Source organism: Brucella anthropi ATCC 49188 (assembly GCF_000017405.1).
Lineage (GTDB): Bacteria > Pseudomonadota > Alphaproteobacteria > Rhizobiales > Rhizobiaceae > Brucella > Brucella anthropi.
Map to the genome: position 1 here is coordinate 1,011,458 of NC_009668.1, position 21,719 is coordinate 1,033,176.

Consider the following 21,719-nt stretch of genomic DNA (forward strand, 5'->3'; position numbering starts at 1 on the left):
TAAGCACAAAAGAGCAAGTAAGGCGTGAGGCAAATCCGCCATAATCCCACGGAAGAATGGTCTTTTGCCTGCAATTCGGTTTAAGTGCAGCTCAAACGCATCCGTCTGGAATCATCAGACAATGCGATATGCATAGCGAACGGTCACGAGGTCTGCACTGTCGGACCAGGGATGAAACACGATGAACGATCTTGTTGTGAACAAGCCTCTCACTGACATTGTCATCAGCGGCAGCGGGCCTGCCGGGATGATGGCAGCGCTGGCGCTTGGCGCAAAAGGCTATCGCACCGTGTTGCTTGGACCGGAGACCGATAAGGGTGACCGCCGCACCACCGCACTCATGATGCCTGCCATCAGACTACTGGAGGGACTGGACGTCTGGTCGGATATCGAGCCGGAAGCAGCCCCCCTCGCTTCCATGCGCATTATAGACGCCACGCGACGGCTCGTGAGAAGCCCTGTCGTCACCTTCCGTGCGGGCGAAATTGATGAGACTGCGTTCGGCTACAATATCCCCAATGCCGTTTTGAACGAGAAGCTGGCTGACGCCGTTTCCCGCAATCCGAGTATCCAGCGCATCAATGCCTCTGTTATCGAATACCGTCACAATGGCGACCACGTAACCATCACGCTTTCAGGTGGCGACACATTGCATACGCGGCTGGTCGTGGCAGCTGACGGGCGCAATTCGATGGCCCGCGAAGCGGCAGGCATCCGCACACGCCGCTGGAGCTATCCGCAAACAGCCGTCGTGCTTTCCTTCTCGCATAGCGTCGACCACGAGAATATTTCGACGGAGTTCCACACCGAAGAAGGCCCTTTCACTCAAGTGCCGTTGAAAGGCAAACGCTCAAGCCTCGTCTGGGTGGTCAATCCCGGTCGCGCCGAAACGCTGCTTGCGCTTGACGAAGCCACGCTCGCTCAGTGCATCGAAGACATGATGCAGTCCATGCTGGGCAAGATTAACCTCGAGATCAAGCCGCAAGCCTGGCCCCTTTCCGGCCTCGTGCCCCATGTCTTTGCGGCCAAGCGCACGATCCTGATTGGTGAAGCCGCACATGTGTTTCCACCGATTGGCGCACAAGGCCTCAATCTGGGTTCCCGCGATGTCGAAACGCTGGTCAAGGCTATCGAAAGCGATCCTGTCGACCCGGGCTCAAATCGGGTCATTCGCGCCTATGACCGCGCAAGACGTCCGGATATTCTAGCCCGTACCGGCTCTGTCGATGCGCTCAATCGTTCGCTTCTCTCCGGCATGCTTCCGGCGCAGATCGTGCGTGGAGTGGGATTGGAAATGCTCCGCTCATTCGCACCGCTGCGCGCATTCTTCATGCGTGAGGGGCTTCGTCCTGGCAGCGGTTTCTCGCATCTGCTACCGAAACTGCCAAGCCTTCCACACCGAAGCGACGGCAAACGTTCCGGCTAACTTGATTTTCGGACCATCCGAGACATCGAACAGACAGAATTGCCGGTTACCGCCGACTTTAATTTGTCACGCGGTGAACTACATAGTGTTGCATGGGTATGACACAGATAAAGCACGCGAAATTTCAGATCGGTCAGGTCGTCAAACACCGGCTATTCCCCTTCCGCGGGGTTATCTTTGACGTAGACCCCGAATTTGCAAATACGGAGGAATGGTATGAGTCCATTCCGGAAGAAGCGCGCCCGCATCGCGACCAGCCGTTTTACCATCTGCTCGCGGAAAACGCGGAATCCGAATATGTCGCCTATGTATCGGAGCAGAACCTGGTGCCGGATTTAAGCGGCGAGCCTTTGCGCCATCCTCAGATCGAGGAGATGTTTGATCGACAGGACAATGGTTCCTATCGCGTAAAGTCGCAACATTCTAACTAATATAGCACTATCTTCTAAAGTGATGGTTCAAAAAAAGGGGCGCTCAAAGCGCCCCTTTTTCATAACACACTGGACAGACAGCAGCTTAGTTGGCTGCGCCCTTTGCCTTGTCCTGTTCAGCCTTCATCTTGGCTTCGAAATCCTTCTGGCGCTTCTGGACAGCGTCCTGAAGTTCCTTCTGGCGTTCTTCCAGTTCCGACTGCTTGAGAGCCGGGCCGGTCAGAGCGCCAGAGAAGCCGGTGAGTGCAACCGGAATCGGGTTCGGCTTGTTCTGATAGTTGACCGAAGTCAGGGTCAGCTTGCCGCCCTTCTTGAGCGCATTAATGAGATCGTCGGTCAGCGGAGCTTCTGCGATGCAGCGATCCGGGAAGCAGATGCCGTATTCAAGCTTGACCGGCTTGTTGTTGTCGATCTGGAGGCCGACGCCGGCAGGAATCAGACGACCAATAGGAACGGTCACCTGAAAGATCTTGCGGTTGATCTTGCCCTTGATCTCGATGAGGTTGACGGCGGTCAGGAGCTGGCCGGAATCTGCAGTGACGATGTTCTGCGTGTTGCAGATGTCATTGTCTTCCTGCTTCGAGCAAACCTTGAACCAGCCCTGTGGCGGCTGCTGTGCCGATGCAGGCATCGTCGCGGAGGCAAGCAGGGCGAACGCGCCAGCAATGGCAGATGCGGCAGCGATTGTCTTAGTGCTGGACATGATCAACAGGTTCCTTTCAACGCTCTGATCTATAGTTCCCGTTCTGTATTATAAGTCAGCGATAGACCGTCACTGGTTTTAAAATGCGGCAACAGCGTGACCTTGGGGATTTTAGCCCCCATCCGGACCCTTGCGGGCCCCAATCCGGAGCCGTGTTACAACGACTAGGGGTATGAATCCAGATGAGTTTCGACATTCCATGCCCGGAATCCGCCAAAATCTTTATTTTAGCCCCTACTGTCGCGTGACGGACACGCCCTAATTCCGCACTTAATGTACGATCATGCTAGTTTTCGGTTCCGAATCGACGCTTCCCGGCGGCGACCATCAAACTTATTTACAATGGACGATTGAAGTTGAACGGATTGATTGCCTTTCTCCGCAAAGTGGTTCTTGCGAGCCTTACCGGAGCTGTCGTCGGCGTGCTGCCGGCGCAGGCGATAGCCGAAGCACAGCCGGACTATGCGCTCTCCATGCATGGAGATGTGGCGCTGCCGGCTGACTTCACCCATTTCCCCTATGCAAATGCCGACGCCCCGAAGGGCGGCGCCATCACAATGGGCGTTGTCGGCACTTTCGACAGTCTCAACCCATTTGTTCTGAAAAGCATGCGTACGACAGCGCGCGGCCTGTTCGGGGATGTCGACCTCGGAAATCTGGTTTACGAAACGCTCATGCAGCGCTCGCGGGACGAACCCTTTACCCTTTACGGCCTGCTTGCTGAAAAGGTTGCGGTTGACCCGCACCGCAAATGGGTCGAATTCACCCTGAACCCGAAAGCGAAATGGTCGGACGACCAGCCGGTGACGGTGGACGACGTTCTCTTCACCTATGACATTCTGACGGAAAAGGGACGCCCTCCCTACAACAACCGGATGAGTCGGGTCGAGAAGATCGAAAAGACGGGGGAGCGCTCTGTTCGCTTCACCTTCAACGACAAGTCGGATCGCGAATTTCCGATGCTGATTGCCTCATCGATGCCGGTGCTGCCAAAGCACGCCATTGATCGCGAAACCTTCGGCAATTCATCCCTGAAACCACCTGTCGGCAGCGGCCCGTATCTCGTTTTCGGCGTGCAGCCCGGCCAGCGTATTATCTACAAGCGCAACCCTGACTACTGGGGCAAGAATCTGCCGTCGCAGCGCGGTCTCAACAACTTCGATACGTTGACGATTGAATATTACCGAAACGAGACGTCCCTGTTTGAGTCTTTCAAGAAGGGGCTGCTGGATGTCTTCATCGAAGCAAACCCGACTCGATGGGAGAAGCTTTATGATTTCCCGGCTGTAAAACAGGGCCGTGTCATCAAGGACAGCTTTGAAAAAGGCACGCCAGCCAACATGTTCGGCTTCGTGTTCAACACGCGCCGTCCGATTTTCGCCGACCGTCGTGTCCGGCAGGCTCTGGGGCTGCTCTTCGACTTCGAATGGGCTAACCGCAACCTTTTCGCCGATCAGTATCGCCGCACGCAGAGTTTTTGGGAAGGATCGGAGCTTTCCTCCGTCGGCAAGCCTGCCGATGACCGCGAGAAGCAGTTGCTGAAACCATTCCCCGAAGCCGTTCGCGACGATGTCATGAATGGTACATGGCATCCGCCCGTAACGGACGGCAGCGGTCATGACCGCACGCCTGCAAAGAAAGCCTACGATCTCCTGACTGACGCGGGTTTTCAGTTTGAACACGGCCTCGCCGTTGATCCCTCTGGCAAGCCGCTTAAATTTGAGATCATGACGCGCTCGCCCGACGAGGAAAAAGTTGCGTTGGCTTACAAGCGCAATCTCGCGCGACTGGGCATCACAATCGAAATACGCACTGTGGACGACGCCCAATATCAGCAGCGCCTCCAGACATTCGACTACGACATGATTCTCGGAGCGTTGACCGGATCGCTTTCGCCCGGCAACGAACAATGGATGCGCTGGGGCGCAGCCTCGCGTGACGTTCAGGGAAGTTTCAACTATCCGGGCGTTGCTGATCCGGCAGTAGATGCGATGATTGAAGCACTGCTGGCAGCCAGAAGCCGCGCCGATTTCGTGAGTGCGGTCCGCGCCCTTGATCGTGTGCTTATCTCCGGGGATTACTACATTCCGCTTTACCACCTGCCCTATCAGTGGGTAGCGCGCTGGGATCGCATCGAGCATCCAAAGAAGACTTCGCTCTATGGTTATCAACTACCAACCTGGTGGCGCGCAAAGCCATGATCGGGCTTTAACGTTGATGTAATTCGCCCTACATGCACCCAATATATGATGAGTATTCAACCGGAGGCCGCGCCTCTGGTTCCCGTATGGAGACACTGCCATGGCCACCAGAAAGATAACTATCGATGTCGTGTCCGACGTCGTCTGCCCTTGGTGCTTTCTGGGGCGCAAGCGCCTTGAGGCGGCACTTGCCATGGTGCCGGATGTGGAGGCCGAAGTGCGCTGGCGTCCCTTTCAGCTCGACCCTACCCTGCCTCCGCAGGGAAAGGATCGCCAGACCTACATGCGCGACAAATTCGGCACCGGCGGAAAGATTGATGACATCCACAAGCAGCTGACCCAGCTTGGTGAGGAAAACGGCATTGTCTTCGATTTCGATGCCATCGCCCGCGCGCCAAATACTCTGGACGCACATCGCGTCATCCATTGGGCAGCACAGGCTGCACCCGATACACAGGACCGGATGGTCGGCATGTTGTTCTCGCTCTATTTCGAGCAGGGACAGGATATCGGCGACCACGAAGTGCTGGTTGATGCTGCGGCAAGCGTCGGCATGGATGCCGAAGTGGTCGCCCGGCTCCTGCAAAGTGAGGCAGACAAGGCAACGATTCGTGAGGAGATCGATACCGCCAGCCGCATCGGCGTGCGCGGCGTACCATGCTTCATCATCGATCAGAAATATGCCGTCATGGGCGCTCAGACGGCAGATGTCCTTGCTGACGCTATTCGCCAGACGGCTGAAGGCTTTGAGCCGGGGATTTCTGAAGATCGCTAAAAGACGCGAAGCGGCGGGTTAACCCGCCGCGATCTTCGCCAGTTGCGTCATGATGACGGCAGAACCGTTGAGGCGCTTTTCCGGTGTCGGCCAGTCGCGGATGAAGACGATGCTCTGATCCGGCCTGATCTTGGCCATGGAGCCCTGTTCACCGATCATTTTCACCAGCCCGACCGGGTTGTTGAACGTCGCATGACGGAACTGGATGACCACGCCCTTCGGACCGGCATCGAGCTTCTCGACATTCGCACGGCGGCAGAGTGCCTTGATGTAAACGATCTTGAGCAGGTGCTGCACTTCATCCGGCATCGGACCAAAACGGTCAATGAGTTCCGCGCCGAAAGCATCTATATCCTGCGGCTCTTCCAGATCGGCGAGACGGCGATAAAGGCCGAGGCGCAATTGCAGGTCCGGCACATAGGCTTCGGGGATCATAACCGCCGTGCCAATAGCGATCTGCGGCGACCACTGGCTGTCTTCCACTTCGCCGGAACCCTTGAGCGTCGCAACGGCTTCTTCCAGCATCTGCTGGTAAAGCTCAAAACCGACTTCCTTGATATGGCCAGACTGTTCCTCGCCGAGCAGATTGCCTGCCCCGCGAATATCCATATCGTGGCTGGCAAGCTGGAAGCCTGCGCCCAGCGTGTCGAGCGACTGTAGAACCTTTAGGCGACGTTCCGCCATCTGCGTCAGCATCTTACCTGCCGGAAGTGTGAACAGCGCGAAAGCGCGCTGCTTCGAGCGACCAACACGACCGCGCAGCTGGTAGAGCTGTGCCAGACCGAACATATCGGCGCGGTGCACGATCATCGTGTTGGCCGTCGGAATATCGAGACCGGATTCCACAATGGTCGTGGACAGAAGCACATCATACTGGCCGTCATAGAAGGCGTTCATGATGTCATCGAGCACGCCCGGCGCCATCTGACCATGGGCCACGGCCACTTTCAGTTCGGGCACGTGCGTTTTCAGGAACTCCTCTATCTCGCCAAGATCGGAAATGCGCGGGCAGACGTAGAAACTCTGGCCGCCACGATAGCGTTCGCGCAAAAGCGTCTCGCGAATGACGAGCGGATCGAACGGTGAGACGAAGGTGCGCACCGCCATACGATCGACGGGTGGCGTGGTGATGAGCGACAGTTCGCGCACGCCGGTTAGCGCAAGCTGCAAAGTGCGCGGGATCGGCGTGGCGGACAATGTCAGCACATGCACGTCCGACTTCAGTTCCTTCAGCCGCTCCTTGTGCTTAACGCCGAAATGCTGCTCTTCATCGATGATGAGCAGACCGAGATTCTTGAATTTGATCGAGTTGCCGAGCAGCGCATGCGTGCCGACGACAATATCGACCGTTCCTTCTTCCAGTCCCTTTTTGGCAGCCGCAAGTTCTTTCGTGCCGACAAGACGCGAGGCATGGGCAAGATTGATCGGCAGACCATGGAAGCGCTTCGAGAAGGTCTTGAAATGCTGGCGCGACAGGAGCGTTGTCGGCACGACTATCGCCACTTGAACGCCACTCATTGCCGCAATGAAGGCAGCGCGCAGGGCTACTTCCGTCTTGCCGAAGCCGACATCACCGCAGATCAGGCGATCCATCGGCTTGCCAGCAGCCAGATCGTCCGCCACGGACTCGATTGCCGTCAGCTGGTCGTCGGTTTCATCATAGGGGAAGCGAGCAGAAAATTCGGCATAGAGACCATCTGGCGGCGTCATCACCGGCGCACCGCGCATCTGCCGTTCGGCAGCGATCTGGATCAGATGCCCGGCAATCTCAAGCAGGCGTTTCTTGAGCTTGGCCTTGCGCATCTGCCATGCGCCGCCGCCAAGCTTGTCGAGAACAGCATCGGAGCTTTCCGAACCGTAGCGCGACAGAAGCTCGATATTTTCGACCGGCAGAAACAGCCGGTCATCGCCCGCATAGTGAATTTCAAGACAGTCGTGGGGAGCGCCAGCGGCGGTAATGGTCTTGAGGCCAATGAAGCGACCGATACCGTGATCGACATGGACGACGATATCGCCAGCGTTTAGCGAGGCAACTTCCGAGATGAAATCCTGATCGCGTTTGCGGCGCTTGGAACGGCGGATAAGACGGTCGCCCAGAATATCCTGCTCGGCCACGATGACGAGATCGCCAGCATCGAAGCCGCTTTCGACAGCCAGCACCGCCGCCGTCACCTTGTCGCGTGACAGCGCCTTGACGGTAGAAAGCCGGTCAACCGACTCGATCTTTTCCAGCCCATGCTCGTCAAGAACCTGCAAAAGACGGTCGAGAGAACCTTCCGTCCACGCGGCAACCAATACTTTCTTGCCCGACGCACGCAGTTCGGCAATATGTTTCACCACCGCTTCGAACAGGTTTACGTCGGTGGCGGCGCGCTCCTCGGCAAAGCTGCGGCCCTTATGCACATCCGCATGAACAATTATCCGCCCCGTAACCTCCGGCGCACCGAATGGCGTCAGGTCGATGCGCATACCTCCGGCCTCAGCGTGCTTCTCGACCTCTGACGGGGTTAAATAAAGCGCTTCCGGCTTGACCGGCTTGTAGGGTACTGCATCGCTGCCCGGCTCCTTGCCTTCCGCCTGTCTCAGCCGCGACTCGTAATGGTCAACGACCATAGTATGGCGCTCGGTCAGCGCCTCATGCACCAGATGGTCGAAAACCACCGGCATATTGCCCGCATGGTCGAAGACGGTATCAAGCTTGTCGTAGAAAAGCGGCAGCCAATGTTCCATGCCCGCAAAGCGACGACCTTCACTGATCGCCTGATAAAGCGCGTCATCGCGCTGCGGCGCACCGAACATCGCGACGTAATTCTTGCGGAAACGGCTGATCATGTCCGGCGAAAGCGTGATTTCGCTCATCGGCTGGAGCACGAACTCCTTGCGTGTGCCCGTGGTACGCTGCGAAGCCGGATCGAAAGCGCGGATCGATTCCAGTGTGTCGCCAAAGAAATCAAGCCGCAACGGCTCTTCCGCGCCGGGTGCATAAAGATCGAGAATACCACCACGAACTGCAAATTCGCCGATGTCGCGCACGGTGGAAACACGTTCGAAACCGTTACGTTCCAGCCGGGATGCCAGATCGTTCATATCCAGCTGGTTGCCGGGACGCGCCGAAATCACCTGTTCGGCAATAGCCGCCTGTGGCGGCAGTTTTTGCAGAACAGCATTGGCAGTCGTGAGGATGATCGCCGGATGCGGCGTCTTTTTAAGCTCGGACAGCGCGCTGAGTGCAGCCAGTCGGCGTGCAGATGCGTCTGCGCCGGGCGATACGCGGTCATAAGGCAAGCAGTCCCAAGCAGGCAGATGCAGAACCGGCATATCCGGCGCCACGAAACTCAAGACCTGCTCCAGATCGGCAATGCGTTGCCCGTCGCGCACGATATACATAATCGGTCCGCGTTCGCCGATCTCTTCCGCCAGACGAATGAGACAGAACGCCTCGTAACCGTCGGCAACGCCGTCGATCACGATATGACGATTTGCCCCGAGTGCGCTGGAGGACTTGAGACCTAGTTTGCTGAAAACGGGCATGGGAACCTTGAACTCAGAATTCTATGCGGTCGCGGAACGCGACAATATCGCGGAACAGAGGCGTGTCATAATCTGCCGGGATCGGGCTTTCACCCGTCACCCATTTCAGAAGATCGCGGTCAAGCACTTCAAGAATATGCTCGAACTCATTGAGCTGCGGATCGGTGAAGCCGACAATATATTCATCCGCATATTGCCCAAGGATCAAATCCATCTCGCGCATACCGCGATGCCACGCGCGAAACAGAAGCTTGCGGCGCCGTACATCCAGATTTTCCGTCGCCAATGTGCTGCCAGTCATCCTCGGTAAGCTCCAATCATTCAAATTGCTGCTGGTATATAGCATCTGCGCCGCAAACGGGAACCCGTTTATCCAACAAGAACAAAAAGAGCACAGAAAGATTGCGCACCGCCCTTGCACCGCAGGACGAAGCAGTTAATGCTCAAGCCCATGCGCCCATCCATGCTCGATCCATTTTTTGCTTCCGTTCGTTCGCTTTCCGGCATTGGCCCGAAGGTTGCCGCCCTGCTTGGCAAACTGCTTGGCACCGACATACCGGGCGCGGAGCCCAAGGTCGGTCAGCTCCTGTTTCTGGCACCGCACAGCGTGATCGACCGACGCAATCGGCCTGGTATCGCGCTTGCTCAGGAAGGTGCAATCGTCACGCTGGAAGTCATTGTAGACCAGCATCAGCCTGCACCACCCGGGCGTGGTAATGTTCCGCATCGCGTCTTCGCTCATGACGACACCGGCGAAATCGCGCTGACCTTCTTCCATGCGCAATTGCCTTGGCTGCAAAAAATGCTGCCTGAGGGTGAAACTGTCATCGTCTCGGGCAAGGTGGAATGGTTCAACGGTCGCGCCTCCATGGTCCACCCGGACTATATTGCGAGCTTAGAAGATGCAGCCAATCTGCCGATGGTCGAACCGGTCTATCCGCTGACCGCGGGTCTGTCGCCAAAGACATTGGCGCGCGCCGTCAAGGAAGCACTGACCCGCGTGCCTCCGCTGCAGGAATGGATCGACGGCCCGTTGCTGGCGCGGGAGCGCTTCACCAGTTTCCAGCAATCGCTGAACACGCTTCACCTGCCTGAAGACCCGTCGGATATCGCGCTTGAAAGCATTTCGCGGCGCAGGCTCGCATATGACGAGTTTCTGGCCGGACAATTGGCACTCGCCCTTGTTCGCGCGAAAACACGGCGGCTTTCCGGTCGTCCTCTGGAAGGTACAGGGCGCATCGTCGCCGAAATCATGCGCCACCTGCCCTATCGCTTGACCGAGGGGCAGGATCAGGCTGTTCGCGAAATCATCACAGATCTTAAATCGCCGGAGCGCATGTTGCGGCTTTTGCAGGGCGATGTCGGCTCCGGCAAGACGGTCGTTGGATTGCTTTCCATGGCCCACGCCGCAGAATCTGGTGGACAGTCAGCACTCATGGCGCCGACGGAAGTTCTCGCCCGTCAACATTTTGCAACCATCGCGCCGCTTGCAGAGAAAGCGGGACTGAAAACCGCCCTTCTGACCGGTCGCGAAAAGGGCCGTGACAGGAATGCAGTTCTCGAAGGATTAAAAACTGGCGAAATCGATATCGTCATCGGCACGCATGCGCTTTTTCAGGAAAAGGTCGAATATCACGACCTCGTTCTGGTCATCATCGATGAACAGCATCGTTTTGGCGTGCACCAACGTCTGATGCTGACCGCAAAGGGTTCTGCACCGGATATGCTGGTCATGACGGCTACACCTATTCCGCGTACCCTCGTCCTCACCGCCTTTGGCGATATGGACGTGTCGAAACTGACCGAGAAGCCTGCCGGACGCCAGCCCATCACGACCGCCATCGTGCCAATGGAGCGCATGGGCGAACTTGTCGAGCGCATCCGAAAAGCTGTGGCAGAAGGACAGAAAATCTACTGGATTTGCCCGCTCGTTGAAGAATCCGAAGTCGTTGAACTGACTTCGGCGGAGGAACGTTTCGAAAACCTCAAACCCGTCTTTGGGGATCGCATCGGTCTCATCCATGGCCGCATGAGCGGGGCTGAAAAAGACGAAGCCATGCGGGCATTCAAGCAGGGCGAAACGCGGTTACTGGTCGCGACCACTGTGATCGAAGTAGGCGTAGATGTTCCCGATGCGACGATCATTGTTATCGAACATGCCGAACGTTTCGGCCTGTCGCAACTGCACCAGCTGCGCGGCCGCGTGGGGCGCGGCGACAAACCGTCAACGTGCTTGCTGCTTTACAAAGGCCCGCTGGGCGAAATCGCACAAGCCCGGCTGAAGGTCATGCGCGAGACGGAAGACGGTTTTCGTATCGCGGAAGAAGATTTGAAACTGCGTGGCGAAGGCGAATTGCTCGGCACGCGGCAATCCGGCACCCCAGGCTTCCGCTTGGCTTCCATCGAAGCGCATGGTGATCTTCTGGAAATCGCCCGCAAGGATGCGCGCTATATTCTGACAAGCGATCCCGATCTGGAGTCCGAACGCGGACAGGCGTTGCGCGTACTGCTTTATCTTTTCGGGCGTGACGAAGCTATCCGGCTGCTTCGAGCAGGATAATAAAATGGCGGCAATCAGCCGCCATTTCTATTAACTTATCGAGTTTTTGCTATAACAAGCTGAATTTACTCGACAGTTACCGACTTTGCGAGATTGCGTGGCTGATCGACATCCGTCCCCATCAGAACGGCTGTATGATAAGCCAGCATCTGGATCGGCAGCGCATAGACGAGCGGCGTGATGAATTCCGGCACATCCGGCAGAATGATGGTTGCCATCGTGTCGATGCTTGCTGCCTCGGCACCCTTCTTGTCGGTGATGAGAATGATGCGACCGCCGCGTGCTGCAACTTCCTGCATGTTGGAAACGGTCTTCTCATAGAGCCGATCAGACGGCGCGATGACGATAACCGGCATGGTTTCATCGATCAGCGCAATCGGGCCGTGCTTCAACTCGCCGGCGGCATAGCCTTCAGCGTGGATATAAGAAATTTCCTTGAGCTTCAGCGCGCCTTCCATCGCCAGCGGGAAAGACGTGCCACGACCGAGATAAAGCACATGATTGACCTTGGCCAGTTCATGGCAGACCGCAGCGATCTGGTCTTCAAGCTTCAGAACCTGGTTGATGAAACGCGGCGCCTCGGAAAGCTGGCGTACCAGTTCCTGTTCCCGCTTATCATCGATTGCGCCACGCGATTTCGCAGCTGCAATTGCCAGTGAGGCCATGGCCGACAGCTGGCAGGTAAAGGCTTTGGTGGAAGCAACGCCGATTTCAGGGCCCGCAAGCGTTGGGAAAACAGCATCGGATTCACGCGCAATGGTCGAGCCGGTGACGTTCACGACAGCGGCAATCTTCAATCCTTGCGACTTGCAGTAGCGCAGCGAAGCAAGCGTATCAGCCGTTTCGCCTGACTGCGACACGAACATCGCCAGCGAATCCTTCGAGAGCGGCATTTCGCGATAGCGGAATTCGGAAGCAATATCGCTGTCGACCGGCAGGCGCGCTATCTGCTCGAACCAGTATTTGCCAACGGATGCCGCATAGTAGGCCGTACCACAGGCAGAAATCGTCAGGCGGTCGATCTTGCTGAAATCGATATCAATCGCTTCCTGACGCACCTTACCCGTCGTGAAGTCGAGATAGTTGGCAAGCGTGTGGGAAATCACTTCCGGCTGCTCAAACATCTCCTTCTGCATGAAGTGACGATGATTACCCTTGGAGACGAGCATATTCGCCGTCTGCGTTTTCTGGATCGGCCGCTCAACTTCGCTGTTGTTTTCGTCATAGACAGTCACGCCCTTGCGCGTCAGAACGGCCCAATCGCCATCTTCGAGATAGGCGATGGTATCCGTGAAAGGCGAAAGTGCGATAGCGTCGGAACCGAGGAACATTTCGCCCTCACCGTAACCGACGGCGAGTGGAGGCCCCTGGCGTGCTCCGATCAAGAGTTCTTCGTCACCCTCAAACAGGAAAGCGAGTGCGAAGGCACCATGCAGCATCGGCAGACTGTCGCGCACGGCTTCGACCGGAGACTTGCCTTTTACCAGTTCGCGGGTCACCAGATGCGCAACCGCTTCGGTATCGGTTTCCGTCTGGAACTTGTAGCCTTCCGCCTCTAGCATGGTGCGAAGCTCGGCGAAGTTTTCGATAATGCCGTTGTGGACGACCGCAAGACGCTCAGTAATGTGCGGATGCGCGTTGCGCTCCACAGGCTTGCCGTGCGTAGCCCAACGGGTATGGCCGATACCGATGATGCCGGGAAGCGGCTCTCCGGCCAGGCGCTTTTCCAGATTGACCAGCTTGCCTTCGGCACGGCGCCGGTCGAGCCGGCCGTTCTGTAGTGTGGCAATACCGGCAGAGTCGTAGCCGCGATATTCAAGCCGCTTCAGTGCATCCACAAGAAGCGGAGCGACTTCGTTATTTCCGATGATGCCGATAATTCCACACATAGGCTGCTCCAAATCCGACGTTCAGGCGTGTTGCTTTGCGGTTTAAAGATTCTAACGCAGAACGGCAACCCAGAGGATTGCCGTTCGGTTAAACAATTGGACGACTTATTTGGTCGCAGTTTTAGCCGCTTTGATGGCAGCGTACTTCTCTCGCAGGATCTTCGCCCGCCCCTCTTTTGTTTCCTGCCGGGCACGACCGAAAGCCAGCGCATCGGCAGGGACATTGTCGGTAATCGTGCTGCCAGAGGCGATATAAGCATTGTCGCCGATTTCCACCGGCGCGACCAGTGAGCTGTTCGACCCGATAAATGCGTTTTCGCCGATCACCGTCTTGTATTTGTTGTAGCCGTCGTAATTGCAGGTGATCGTGCCAGCGCCGATATTGCTGGAGGCTCCCACAGTCGCATCGCCGATATAGGTTAGGTGATTGATCTTCGCCCCTTTGTGCACGGTGGCATTCTTCACTTCGCAAAAATTGCCGACCTTGGTTTTCTCACCGAGATTTGCACCCGGGCGCAGCCGCGCAAACGGCCCGATTTCGGCCTTCGGCCCAACGTAAGCACCTTCCATATGCGAGAAGGAATGGATCAGAGCTCCCGTCGCGACATGCACGCGAGGACCAAAAAACACGTTCGGTTCAACAATGACGTCGGCTTCGATCAGCGTATCATGCGAAAAGAAAACAGTTTCAGGTGCGATAAGCGTTACACCTGCAAGCATCATCTCGCGACGCTTGCGCTGCTGCCAGATGGCTTCGGCTTCGGCCAGTTCAACACGATTGTTGATGCCGATGACATTATCGACCGGCACTTCGATGGCCGTCACGTTCATGCCCTTGCTATGGGCGATGGCGACGATATCGGTCAGGTAATATTCGCCCTTGGCGTTGTCATTGCCCACCGCATCCAGAAGCGCCAGGGCGTGTTGACCGCGAACCGCCATCAGCCCGCCGTTGCAGAATCCGATCTGCTTCTGCTCTTCGGTTGCTTCCTTTTCCTCAATGATGGCGACAAGTTTGTCGCCTTTCTCGATGAGGCGCCCGTAGCCATGTGGATTGTCTGGGCGAAAACCGATAACGACAACGTCTGCACCCTCGGCCAGTCGTTCGCGAGCTTTCTGCAGAGATTGCGCCTCGATCAACGGCGTGTCACCGAAAACGATGAGCAGATCGTCATAGCCGCGTTCGATTGCTTCGCGGGCAGCGAGAACCGCATGCGCCGTGCCCAGGCGTTCCTTCTGCTCGAAAGCCGACACCGGGCCTGCGTTCTTTTCCACTGCCGCCCGCACATCGTCGGCGCCACGCCCCACCACCAGCGCAATGTCGCTCTTTCCGGTCCCCTGAACCGCCGTGACCACGTGAGAGACCAGCGGCAAGCCTGCCACCTGATGCAGTACTTTGGGCAAGTTGGATTTCATGCGTGTGCCTTCGCCAGCAGCAAGTACGATGGAAAGGCAGGTACGGTCTGTCATGGTATCGTCCAGAAAATTGAGATGATTTTCGCTCTTAACATCAAAGAGTCTATGAAAACTTACGGGCTGCTGCCAAACCTTTAACCCAACCGCCCGAGCGCGGGGAAATTCTCAAGCAGCCAGAACGAGAAGGATTGCATGCCTCCGGTCAGGAACAGGACACCTGCAGCGACCAGAAGCGCGCCCATTGCTTTCTCCACCTTGCCGAGATGCACGCGGAAACGTGAAAGAAACCGCATGAATGCGCCGGAAAAAAGGGCGGCAATCAAAAACGGAATGCCAAGGCCAAGCGAATAGGTTGCCAGCAATAACGCGCCCTCACCAACCGTGCTGCTGCCGCCAGCCAACGTCAGGATTGGCCCAAGAACTGGCCCGATGCACGGCGTCCAGCCGAAGGCGAATGCCAGTCCCATGACATAGGCTCCAAGCGGCGATGCCGGAGCGTTGCGCGCCTGAAAACGAGCTTCGCGGGACAGGAACGAGAAACGCAAGATGCCAAGAAAGTTTAGTCCCATCAATATGATGACGACGCCCGCAACGATTGCGATCTCCTGCTGCCATGCGCGCAGGAAGGCGCCGATGGACGAAGCTCCAGCGCCGAGCGCCACAAAAACAGTTGTGAAACCGAGAACAAAGCAAATTGCCGCAAATGCCAACGAACGGCGCGCCGAAGGCGCGGCGGCAACGGCTGTCGCCTTATCTGCGCGAAAATCTTCTACGCTCACGCCCGCCATATAACACAGATAAGGCGGCACGAGCGGGAGAACACAGGGCGACAGGAACGACAGCGCACCGGCTCCGGCTGCGGTCATATATGAAATATCGAGCACCAATACCTCTTTCAGTTCATCAAATCGCTTGCGGTCTGGCCAAACCACAGGCTTATATAGACTAGATTCTGCTCTACTTAGAATATTTTCAATGCGGCATCTCGCTCGAACACAAGTTCGCCCTAAATCGAGATCATTGCGCGATTTATAATATATTGCTCCAACCGGACGACGTTCCTATGAGCCTTATTGATGATGAAGTGCCTTCAACACCACCTGCAACGTCGACAAGACATTCTGGCTGGCTCAAGCGATACCAACATTTTCTGTTTCCAATAGCGGGCATCGCCATTGCGCTGCTGGCGATCTATGTGCTGGAGAATCTGCTCCAGAATACGTCTCGCACGGAAACACTCGCTGCCTTCCACAACATTTCGTGGATGACACTTGGTTTAGCTGTGTTCTTCACAGTTCTGAGCTACGCAGCCGTCGCACTCTACGATGTGGTGGCTGTCGATACGATTGCGCCCAACCAGATACCGCGCCGCATCGCTGCCGTCGCAGGTGCTGCCGGCTACGCAATCTCCAACGCGCTTGGGTTTTCCCTGCTGACCGGCGGCGCATTGCGTTATCGCATCTATGCTGCGGAGGGTGTTAGCCTTGCCGATATCGGCAAGATTGTCGGGACATCATGGTTCGCGATCTGGTTCGCACTGATCATCATGGTCGGTGCAGCGCTTCTTATCGACCCGCAGGATGTTCCCTGGCTTTCCGCCATCGATTCCCGAATCGATATCGTCGCCGGTATCGCCATTCTGGGTGGCATCGGCTGGCTGATCTACTGGCTGTCGCATGGACAGCGTAGTTTTACGGTGGGTTCGTTCAGTCTGCGCCTGCCGAACTCAAAAGGCGCTCTGACCCAGATCTTTGCCGGGCTTGTGGATGTAGGCGCAGCTGCCGCTACACTCTATGTACTCATGCCTGCCGACGCAGTGCCAAGCTTTGCGGTTTTCGCGCTAGTCTATGTCATCGCCATCGTGCTGGGCATTGCCAGTCATGCTCCGGGCGGTCTAGGCGCATTTGAAGCGACAATCATTGCTGGACTCGGCCTAGGCGGGAAACCGGATGCAATTGCGGGGCTTCTCGCCTACCGTCTTATCTATACGGTTATGCCGCTCGTTGTAGCGACCGCAGGCATTCTCATATGGGAGATCATGCGGCGACGTCATATGCTCGGCAAGCAGGCGCGCTTCGCCAAACGTCTGGTCGAGCCACTCATCCCGAGCCTTTCTGCCAGCATCATCTTTCTCGGCGGCATCATTCTTCTGGTGTCCGGTGCGACACCAGACCTCCGCTACCGCGTAAAATTGCTCTCCGACATTGTTCCTGAATCTTTCATGGAAATGTCGCATCTTGCCGCCAGCCTCGTCGGAGTCGCGCTGCTGATCGTTGCACGCGGTCTGTCTAAGCGGCTTGCACGTGCGTGGGTAGCAGCACTAATCCTCCTCCTCAGCGGCGCTGTCTTTTCCCTCGCCAAAGGCCTTGACTGGGAAGAGGCGACCATCCTTTGCATTTCTGCGTTCACACTTTGGGGGTTCCGGGATTCGTTCTATCGCCGCCCGATTTCCGGACCGTTCGATTTAAGCTGGAACTGGATCGCGACCGTCGGCACGACGGTACTTGTCTCCACATGGCTCGGCTTCTTCGTTTATCGTCACGTGGAATATTCCAATGACCTCTGGTGGGATTTCGCATGGAACGGCAATGCGCCCCGGTTCTTGCGTGCGACTGTCCTTGTCTTCGCCGTGGTCGCTGCAGTGGGCCTTTACTCGATTATCAACCGGGCTGGTCACCGCAAACGCAAGGTGGATTATTCCATACCTGATGCCGTGCCGGATCTCGTTGCCCAATGGCCACATACGGATGCCGCTTTGGCAATGCTTGGTGACAAGCAATTCCTCCTCGCGCCAGACAAGAGCGCCTTCATCATGTATGCGCAATCAGGGGGCAGCCTGATTGCGCTTGGAGAACCCATAGGCCAGGGACAGACGGCTAAGGAGCTTGCATGGTCATTTCACGCACTGGCCGACGAACTTGCCCTGCGAACCGTATTCTACGGTGTTGGCCCGCAAAGCCTGCCCCTGTTTCTGGATATGGGACTGATTGCCCTGAAGCTCGGCGAAGTCGCCCGTGTTGATCTCACCAATTTCTCGCTCGATGGTCCGCGTCGCCAGCCATTCCGATATGCCGACCGCAAGATCGACAAGGACGGCCTGACGTTTGAAATCATTCCGGCGGCTGACGTACCGCCACTCATTCCACGCCTGCGCGAGATTTCCGATGCGTGGCTCGATTTCAAGTCGGGCAGCGAGAAAGGCTTCTCGCTGGGGTACTTCGATGACGAATACATGAAACGCTTCGACGTCGCAGTGCTGAAAAGTGACGGAGAAATCGTGGCTTTCGCCAATATGTGGCGTGGTGCGGACAAGTATGAAATCACCGTCGACCTCATGCGCTACATGCCCAATGTACACAAGCTTCTTATGGACGCGCTGTTTGCAAAACTGCTGATGGCCAGCAAGGAAGAAGGTTACAAGTGGTTCAATCTTGGTGCCGCCCCGCTTTCCGGCCTGAGCGGCAGCAGGCTGGCATCCCGATGGAACCGCTTCGGCTCGTTCATCTACAAGCGTGGAGCCGATCTCTATCATTTTGACGGACTGAAAGCTTTCAAGGAAAAGTTCGATCCGGTCTGGACCCCGCATTACATGGTTTGCCCGGGCGGCCTGGAAACGCCGCGCGCGCTTCTCGATGCCACAACCCTCATCAATGGCAGTCCTTTGGAGTTCATCCGCAAATGACGAAAAGACGCGTTCTCTTCATTTTTCTTGGACTGGCGTTGGTGGCTGCGGTGGGCGCGTATGGCGCAATGCATACAGGCAAGATCGCCCGGCTCTGGACGAAAATCACCGATTCCGATGAACCGGTCATCCACGCCAGTGCTGAAAGACTGTCCAATATTCCGGTCTACATGCCGAAGAATGATCCCGTCGGCCTTGCGATTTTACTGAGTGACGAAGGAGGTATGAGCGACCGGGAGAAGAGCTTCATGGACGCCATGCTTGCCCGGAACATGATCGTTCTGCCGGTCGAGCTCGGCCCGTGGCGCGCCGCACTCGATAAGGAAGATGGCGATTGCAACTATCTCGACTCTGATTTCGAAGCCATCGCCAAGGAGGCTCTGCGTGGACTTGATTTGGGCGTCTATTTTCATCCCGTTCTGACAGGCGTTGGACAAGGCGCTACCATCGCATATGCCGCAGCCTCGGATTCTCCGGATGCGACGATTGCAGGCGCCGTATCGCTTGATCCGGTCCCAGCCAAGACCCGTCTGCCTTCCTGCACCGAGAAAGCCGAAGCGACCAAGGCGCCCGATGGCGGCTTCACCTATGGCTTCAACGCGGTAATTCCCGCCCCTGCCCTTGTGGTCGGTCCCAGCGGATCGCCGGTCAACAATCCGGTTACAGCCCGCCAGGAAAATGTTGCCGTGCTTCAATCCGCTCCGGAATTTCCTGCTCGCATGAAAATGGCTGTCGACAATGTCGTCGCCATGGCGGATCAGGATGCCAAGAACGAGGCCCTGCCTATCGTCGATCTTCCCGCCAAAGGCGGCAAAGCCGATATGGTTGCCGTTTTCTATTCGGGTGATGGTGGCTGGCGAGATCTCGACAAATCCATTGGTGAATGGCTGCAGGCTCATGGCGTTCACGTGATCGGTGTGGATTCGCTTCGCTATTTCTGGTCGGAACGAACGCCGGAAGAAATAGCCAATGACACGACGGCCATGATCAAGAAGGCCGACCCGACGAACAAATTGCCGGTTGCAGTTCTGGGCTACTCATTCGGCGCCGATACATTCCCCTTTGCCTGGAAATATCTCGACCCTTCCATACAGGACCGGACGAAAATGATCGGGCTTCTCGGTGTCGAGACGACGACGACCTTCCAGGTTTCGATTGAAGGCTGGCTCGGAATGGATGGCGACAAGGATGTCGTTCCTGCTATCTCGACAATCCCGCTTGATCGGGTTGTTTGCGTCTATGGCGAAGAAGAAGACGATACCGCCTGCACAGCTGCCGAGCTCAAAGGGATGGAAGTCATGAAACTGGCCGGCGGTCATCATTTCGATGAAAATTATGAGCCAATTGCCGCCAGTCTTCTGGAAAAGATGCGCGTCCGTGCCGGACTGCCGCCACGACCGGCCAGTTGATAATTAAGCCAGAGCTGGCGCCCGGAAGACGGACGCCAGCTTTTGATTTAGCGCACGACAGGTTTTTGACCACCAAACCACCAGCGCACGGAATCAACCAGCAAGAATGCAATCAGACTAATACCGACCAATGGCAGCGTCCAACCTACAAATACAGCAGCGATTGCGATCCCAATCTGTTGCGCGGCAGTGAGACGTCTCCAGCTTGCGATCAACGTTCTGGGCATTGATCCGGCAGGCGGGCGACGCTGCCACCAGATGCGATAGCCATAGACAATCATCACAATCAGCGAGAGGCCGAGCGCAGCCATCACGATCTGATTAGTGACCCCGAACAGGACACCCATATGGAGATCGATACCCCAGCGGATCAATTTTGCGATAAGCGGAAAACTCTCGAAGTCAGCACGGCTGATAACCTCCATATTTTGGGGATCGAGAGCAATCGTATCCACTTGTGTCGGCCAGGAACGGTCATATTCACGCACCAGCCAGCCTTGATCCGATGAACGGGGCAGTCGGATTTCAAGCATCGGGGAATCGAGGCCTGCCTGTTGTGCAGCCAGATAAACACTATCCAGCTGTCCGACATGATCCTGCACATCCCCTGTTCCGGACGGCATCGGCATGCCGCCATGGTCCTGATGCGCACGCTCTTGGCTAGATTCTGTCGCCTTATTCAGAACTGTCGAAACTGAAGGCGTAATCCAGCCAACCGCCGCTCTGAACTGATCAATCCTTTCCCCCGCCAATTGCGACCAGGTCATGCCGGTTGCCGAAAGGAACAAAAGACCGACAGCTATCCAGATACCGACCTGACTGTGAAAGCGACGGGTCTTCAGGTGGAGATTTTTCGTTTGTTTTTGTTTTCGCCGGATCTTCCGATTCCACCACCAAAGCAGAGTGCCGCCTAGAGCCGCGATCCACAGCCAGGATGCTGCGAGTTCACTGTAGTAACGCCCAAAATCCCCAAGCATCAGATTGCGGTGTAGGTAGTCGATCGCCGCGCGAAACGGCAAGGTCCCACTTGTGCCATAGACAACGAGGTCGCCCTTTACTGCCAGCGTGACGGGATCAATGAAGATTGCCCGGCTTTCAGATTCTCCCAATCCAGGCTGGGTGAACATGACCCGTGTATTCCAGCCGGGCGCAATTGAAGGCCTCACGGCAAAAAGTTTTGGGCCCTCGCCTATAAAGGCTTCGGCCGCCTTCACCTGGTCCGCCAATGGCTGCAAGGTTCCAAGTGATGCGGTACGCAACTGGTCGCGGTAGATGTAGTTTTCAAGCTGAGGCGTCAGCACATAAAGCGTGCCCGTCACAGCTGCAATCAAGATAAAAGGACCAACAAACAGGCCGACATAGAAATGAAGCCGTGTGATGAAGGCCTGGAAGCCGGAGTTCGCAGAACTAGTGGTATTCGGCCGTGCCTGTACCCCAGCTTTTCCTTCAAGAAGCGTATCCGTCATGGAACCCTCCTTGAAAAGCAGTCGAAGCACAGCACAGTGCGTGGGCAGCCAGCATTGGCTGCCGCGATAAAATCATGATTTTGCATCGATATCTCCAAACGATATGAAATTGCCGTCGCGGGGCGGCGGCGTCGTTTTCAAAGATCGTGCAAAGCGGGAGGCCCTCTGGCTTGAGCAGCCGTAACAAACTGACCAGGAGGTGCGCGAACCGCGAGAGGAAAAGCGACCGT

General features: G+C 56.5%; 14 protein-coding genes. 7 read left to right on the top strand and 7 right to left on the bottom strand.

Features of this window, described 5'->3' with window-relative positions; all coding sequences use genetic code 11:
* Nucleotides 1-181: 181 nt before the first annotated feature.
* Together OANT_RS18780 and hspQ are read left to right on the top strand one after the other, a co-directional pair.
* A complete protein-coding gene (locus tag OANT_RS18780; protein ID WP_012093019.1) occupies nt 182-1,426 on the top strand; it encodes a UbiH/UbiF family hydroxylase in 1,245 nt (414 codons plus the stop codon).
* Between the two features lie 92 nt (nt 1,427-1,518).
* Complete coding sequence (gene hspQ, locus OANT_RS18785) at nt 1,519-1,857, top strand: heat shock protein HspQ (protein ID WP_010658834.1); 339 nt, start codon at nt 1,519-1,521, stop codon at nt 1,855-1,857.
* An 85-nt stretch (nt 1,858-1,942) separates the two neighbouring features.
* On the opposite strand, the gene OANT_RS18790 is transcribed toward hspQ, so the two are convergent.
* Nucleotides 1,943-2,560: an invasion associated locus B family protein gene (locus tag OANT_RS18790; RefSeq protein ID WP_010658835.1), complete on the bottom strand. Its 618-nt coding sequence runs from the start codon at nt 2,558-2,560 to the stop codon at nt 1,943-1,945.
* Between the two features lie 350 nt (nt 2,561-2,910).
* On the opposite strand from OANT_RS18790, the gene OANT_RS18795 reads away from it, so the two are divergent.
* Both OANT_RS18795 and OANT_RS18800 read left to right on the top strand, forming a co-directional pair.
* Nucleotides 2,911-4,761, top strand: a complete 1,851-nt coding sequence (locus tag OANT_RS18795; RefSeq protein ID WP_040128315.1) for an extracellular solute-binding protein — start codon at nt 2,911-2,913, stop codon at nt 4,759-4,761.
* Between the two features lie 100 nt (nt 4,762-4,861).
* Nucleotides 4,862-5,536 (top strand): DsbA family oxidoreductase, encoded by a 675-nt coding sequence (locus OANT_RS18800; RefSeq protein WP_012093023.1) that lies wholly within the window; start codon nt 4,862-4,864, stop codon nt 5,534-5,536.
* 18 nt (nt 5,537-5,554) lie between these two features.
* On the opposite strand, the gene mfd is transcribed toward OANT_RS18800, so the two are convergent.
* Nucleotides 5,555-9,067 carry a transcription-repair coupling factor gene (gene mfd, locus OANT_RS18805; protein WP_012093024.1) on the bottom strand — a complete coding sequence of 1,171 codons (3,513 nt, stop codon included), beginning with the start codon at nt 9,065-9,067 and terminating at the stop codon, nt 5,555-5,557.
* 13 nt (nt 9,068-9,080) lie between these two features.
* Nucleotides 9,081-9,368 (bottom strand): FAD assembly factor SdhE, encoded by a 288-nt coding sequence (locus OANT_RS18810; protein ID WP_012093025.1) that lies wholly within the window; start codon nt 9,366-9,368, stop codon nt 9,081-9,083.
* 138 nt (nt 9,369-9,506) lie between these two features.
* On the opposite strand from OANT_RS18810, the gene recG reads away from it, so the two are divergent.
* Complete coding sequence (recG, locus tag OANT_RS18815; protein WP_012093026.1) at nt 9,507-11,627, top strand: ATP-dependent DNA helicase RecG; 2,121 nt, start codon at nt 9,507-9,509, stop codon at nt 11,625-11,627.
* Nucleotides 11,628-11,692: 65 nt separating this feature from the next.
* Here recG and glmS read toward each other — a convergent pair whose 3' ends face one another.
* From glmS to OANT_RS18830, 3 genes are all read right to left on the bottom strand, one after another.
* Nucleotides 11,693-13,516 carry a glutamine--fructose-6-phosphate transaminase (isomerizing) gene (glmS, locus tag OANT_RS18820; RefSeq protein WP_012093027.1) on the bottom strand — a complete coding sequence of 608 codons (1,824 nt, stop codon included), beginning with the start codon at nt 13,514-13,516 and terminating at the stop codon, nt 11,693-11,695.
* A gap of 105 nt (nt 13,517-13,621) precedes the next feature.
* Nucleotides 13,622-14,986 (bottom strand): bifunctional UDP-N-acetylglucosamine diphosphorylase/glucosamine-1-phosphate N-acetyltransferase GlmU, encoded by a 1,365-nt coding sequence (gene glmU / locus OANT_RS18825; protein WP_012093028.1) that lies wholly within the window; start codon nt 14,984-14,986, stop codon nt 13,622-13,624.
* 80 nt (nt 14,987-15,066) lie between these two features.
* Entirely contained in the window at nt 15,067-15,816 is a 750-nt protein-coding gene (locus OANT_RS18830) for a cytochrome c biogenesis CcdA family protein (RefSeq protein ID WP_012093029.1), read from the bottom strand.
* Between the two features lie 179 nt (nt 15,817-15,995).
* Between OANT_RS18830 and mprF the strand changes: the two genes are divergently transcribed.
* Both mprF and OANT_RS18840 read left to right on the top strand, forming a co-directional pair.
* Entirely contained in the window at nt 15,996-18,614 is a 2,619-nt protein-coding gene (gene mprF / locus OANT_RS18835; RefSeq protein WP_012093030.1) for a bifunctional lysylphosphatidylglycerol flippase/synthetase MprF, read from the top strand.
* Nucleotides 18,611-20,023 (top strand): virulence factor family protein, encoded by a 1,413-nt coding sequence (locus tag OANT_RS18840; RefSeq protein ID WP_012093032.1) that lies wholly within the window; start codon nt 18,611-18,613, stop codon nt 20,021-20,023. Before mprF ends, OANT_RS18840 begins: the two co-directional genes overlap by 4 nt.
* A gap of 47 nt (nt 20,024-20,070) precedes the next feature.
* Here the strand turns inward: OANT_RS18840 and OANT_RS18845 are convergent, their stop codons facing one another.
* Nucleotides 20,071-21,489: a PepSY-associated TM helix domain-containing protein gene (locus OANT_RS18845; protein ID WP_012093033.1), complete on the bottom strand. Its 1,419-nt coding sequence runs from the start codon at nt 21,487-21,489 to the stop codon at nt 20,071-20,073.
* Between the last annotated feature and the right edge of the window lie 230 nt (nt 21,490-21,719).

Bases quoted from the DNA above. Each gene is read 5' to 3' on its own strand.
- OANT_RS18780 (WP_012093019.1), top strand. From the start codon at position 182: ATGAACGATCTTGTTGTGAACAAGCCTCTCACTGACATTGTCATCAGC.
- hspQ (WP_010658834.1), top strand. From the start codon at position 1,519: ATGGGTATGACACAGATAAAGCACGCGAAATTTCAGATCGGTCAGGTC.
- OANT_RS18790 (WP_010658835.1), bottom strand. From the start codon at position 2,560: ATGTCCAGCACTAAGACAATCGCTGCCGCATCTGCCATTGCTGGCGCG.
- OANT_RS18800 (WP_012093023.1), top strand. From the start codon at position 4,862: ATGGCCACCAGAAAGATAACTATCGATGTCGTGTCCGACGTCGTCTGC.
- mfd (WP_012093024.1), bottom strand. From the start codon at position 9,067: ATGCCCGTTTTCAGCAAACTAGGTCTCAAGTCCTCCAGCGCACTCGGG.
- OANT_RS18810 (WP_012093025.1), bottom strand. From the start codon at position 9,368: ATGACTGGCAGCACATTGGCGACGGAAAATCTGGATGTACGGCGCCGC.
- recG (WP_012093026.1), top strand. From the start codon at position 9,507: ATGCTCAAGCCCATGCGCCCATCCATGCTCGATCCATTTTTTGCTTCC.
- glmS (WP_012093027.1), bottom strand. From the start codon at position 13,516: ATGTGTGGAATTATCGGCATCATCGGAAATAACGAAGTCGCTCCGCTT.
- glmU (WP_012093028.1), bottom strand. From the start codon at position 14,986: ATGACAGACCGTACCTGCCTTTCCATCGTACTTGCTGCTGGCGAAGGC.
- mprF (WP_012093030.1), top strand. From the start codon at position 15,996: ATGAGCCTTATTGATGATGAAGTGCCTTCAACACCACCTGCAACGTCG.
- OANT_RS18840 (WP_012093032.1), top strand. From the start codon at position 18,611: ATGACGAAAAGACGCGTTCTCTTCATTTTTCTTGGACTGGCGTTGGTG.
- OANT_RS18845 (WP_012093033.1), bottom strand. From the start codon at position 21,489: ATGACGGATACGCTTCTTGAAGGAAAAGCTGGGGTACAGGCACGGCCG.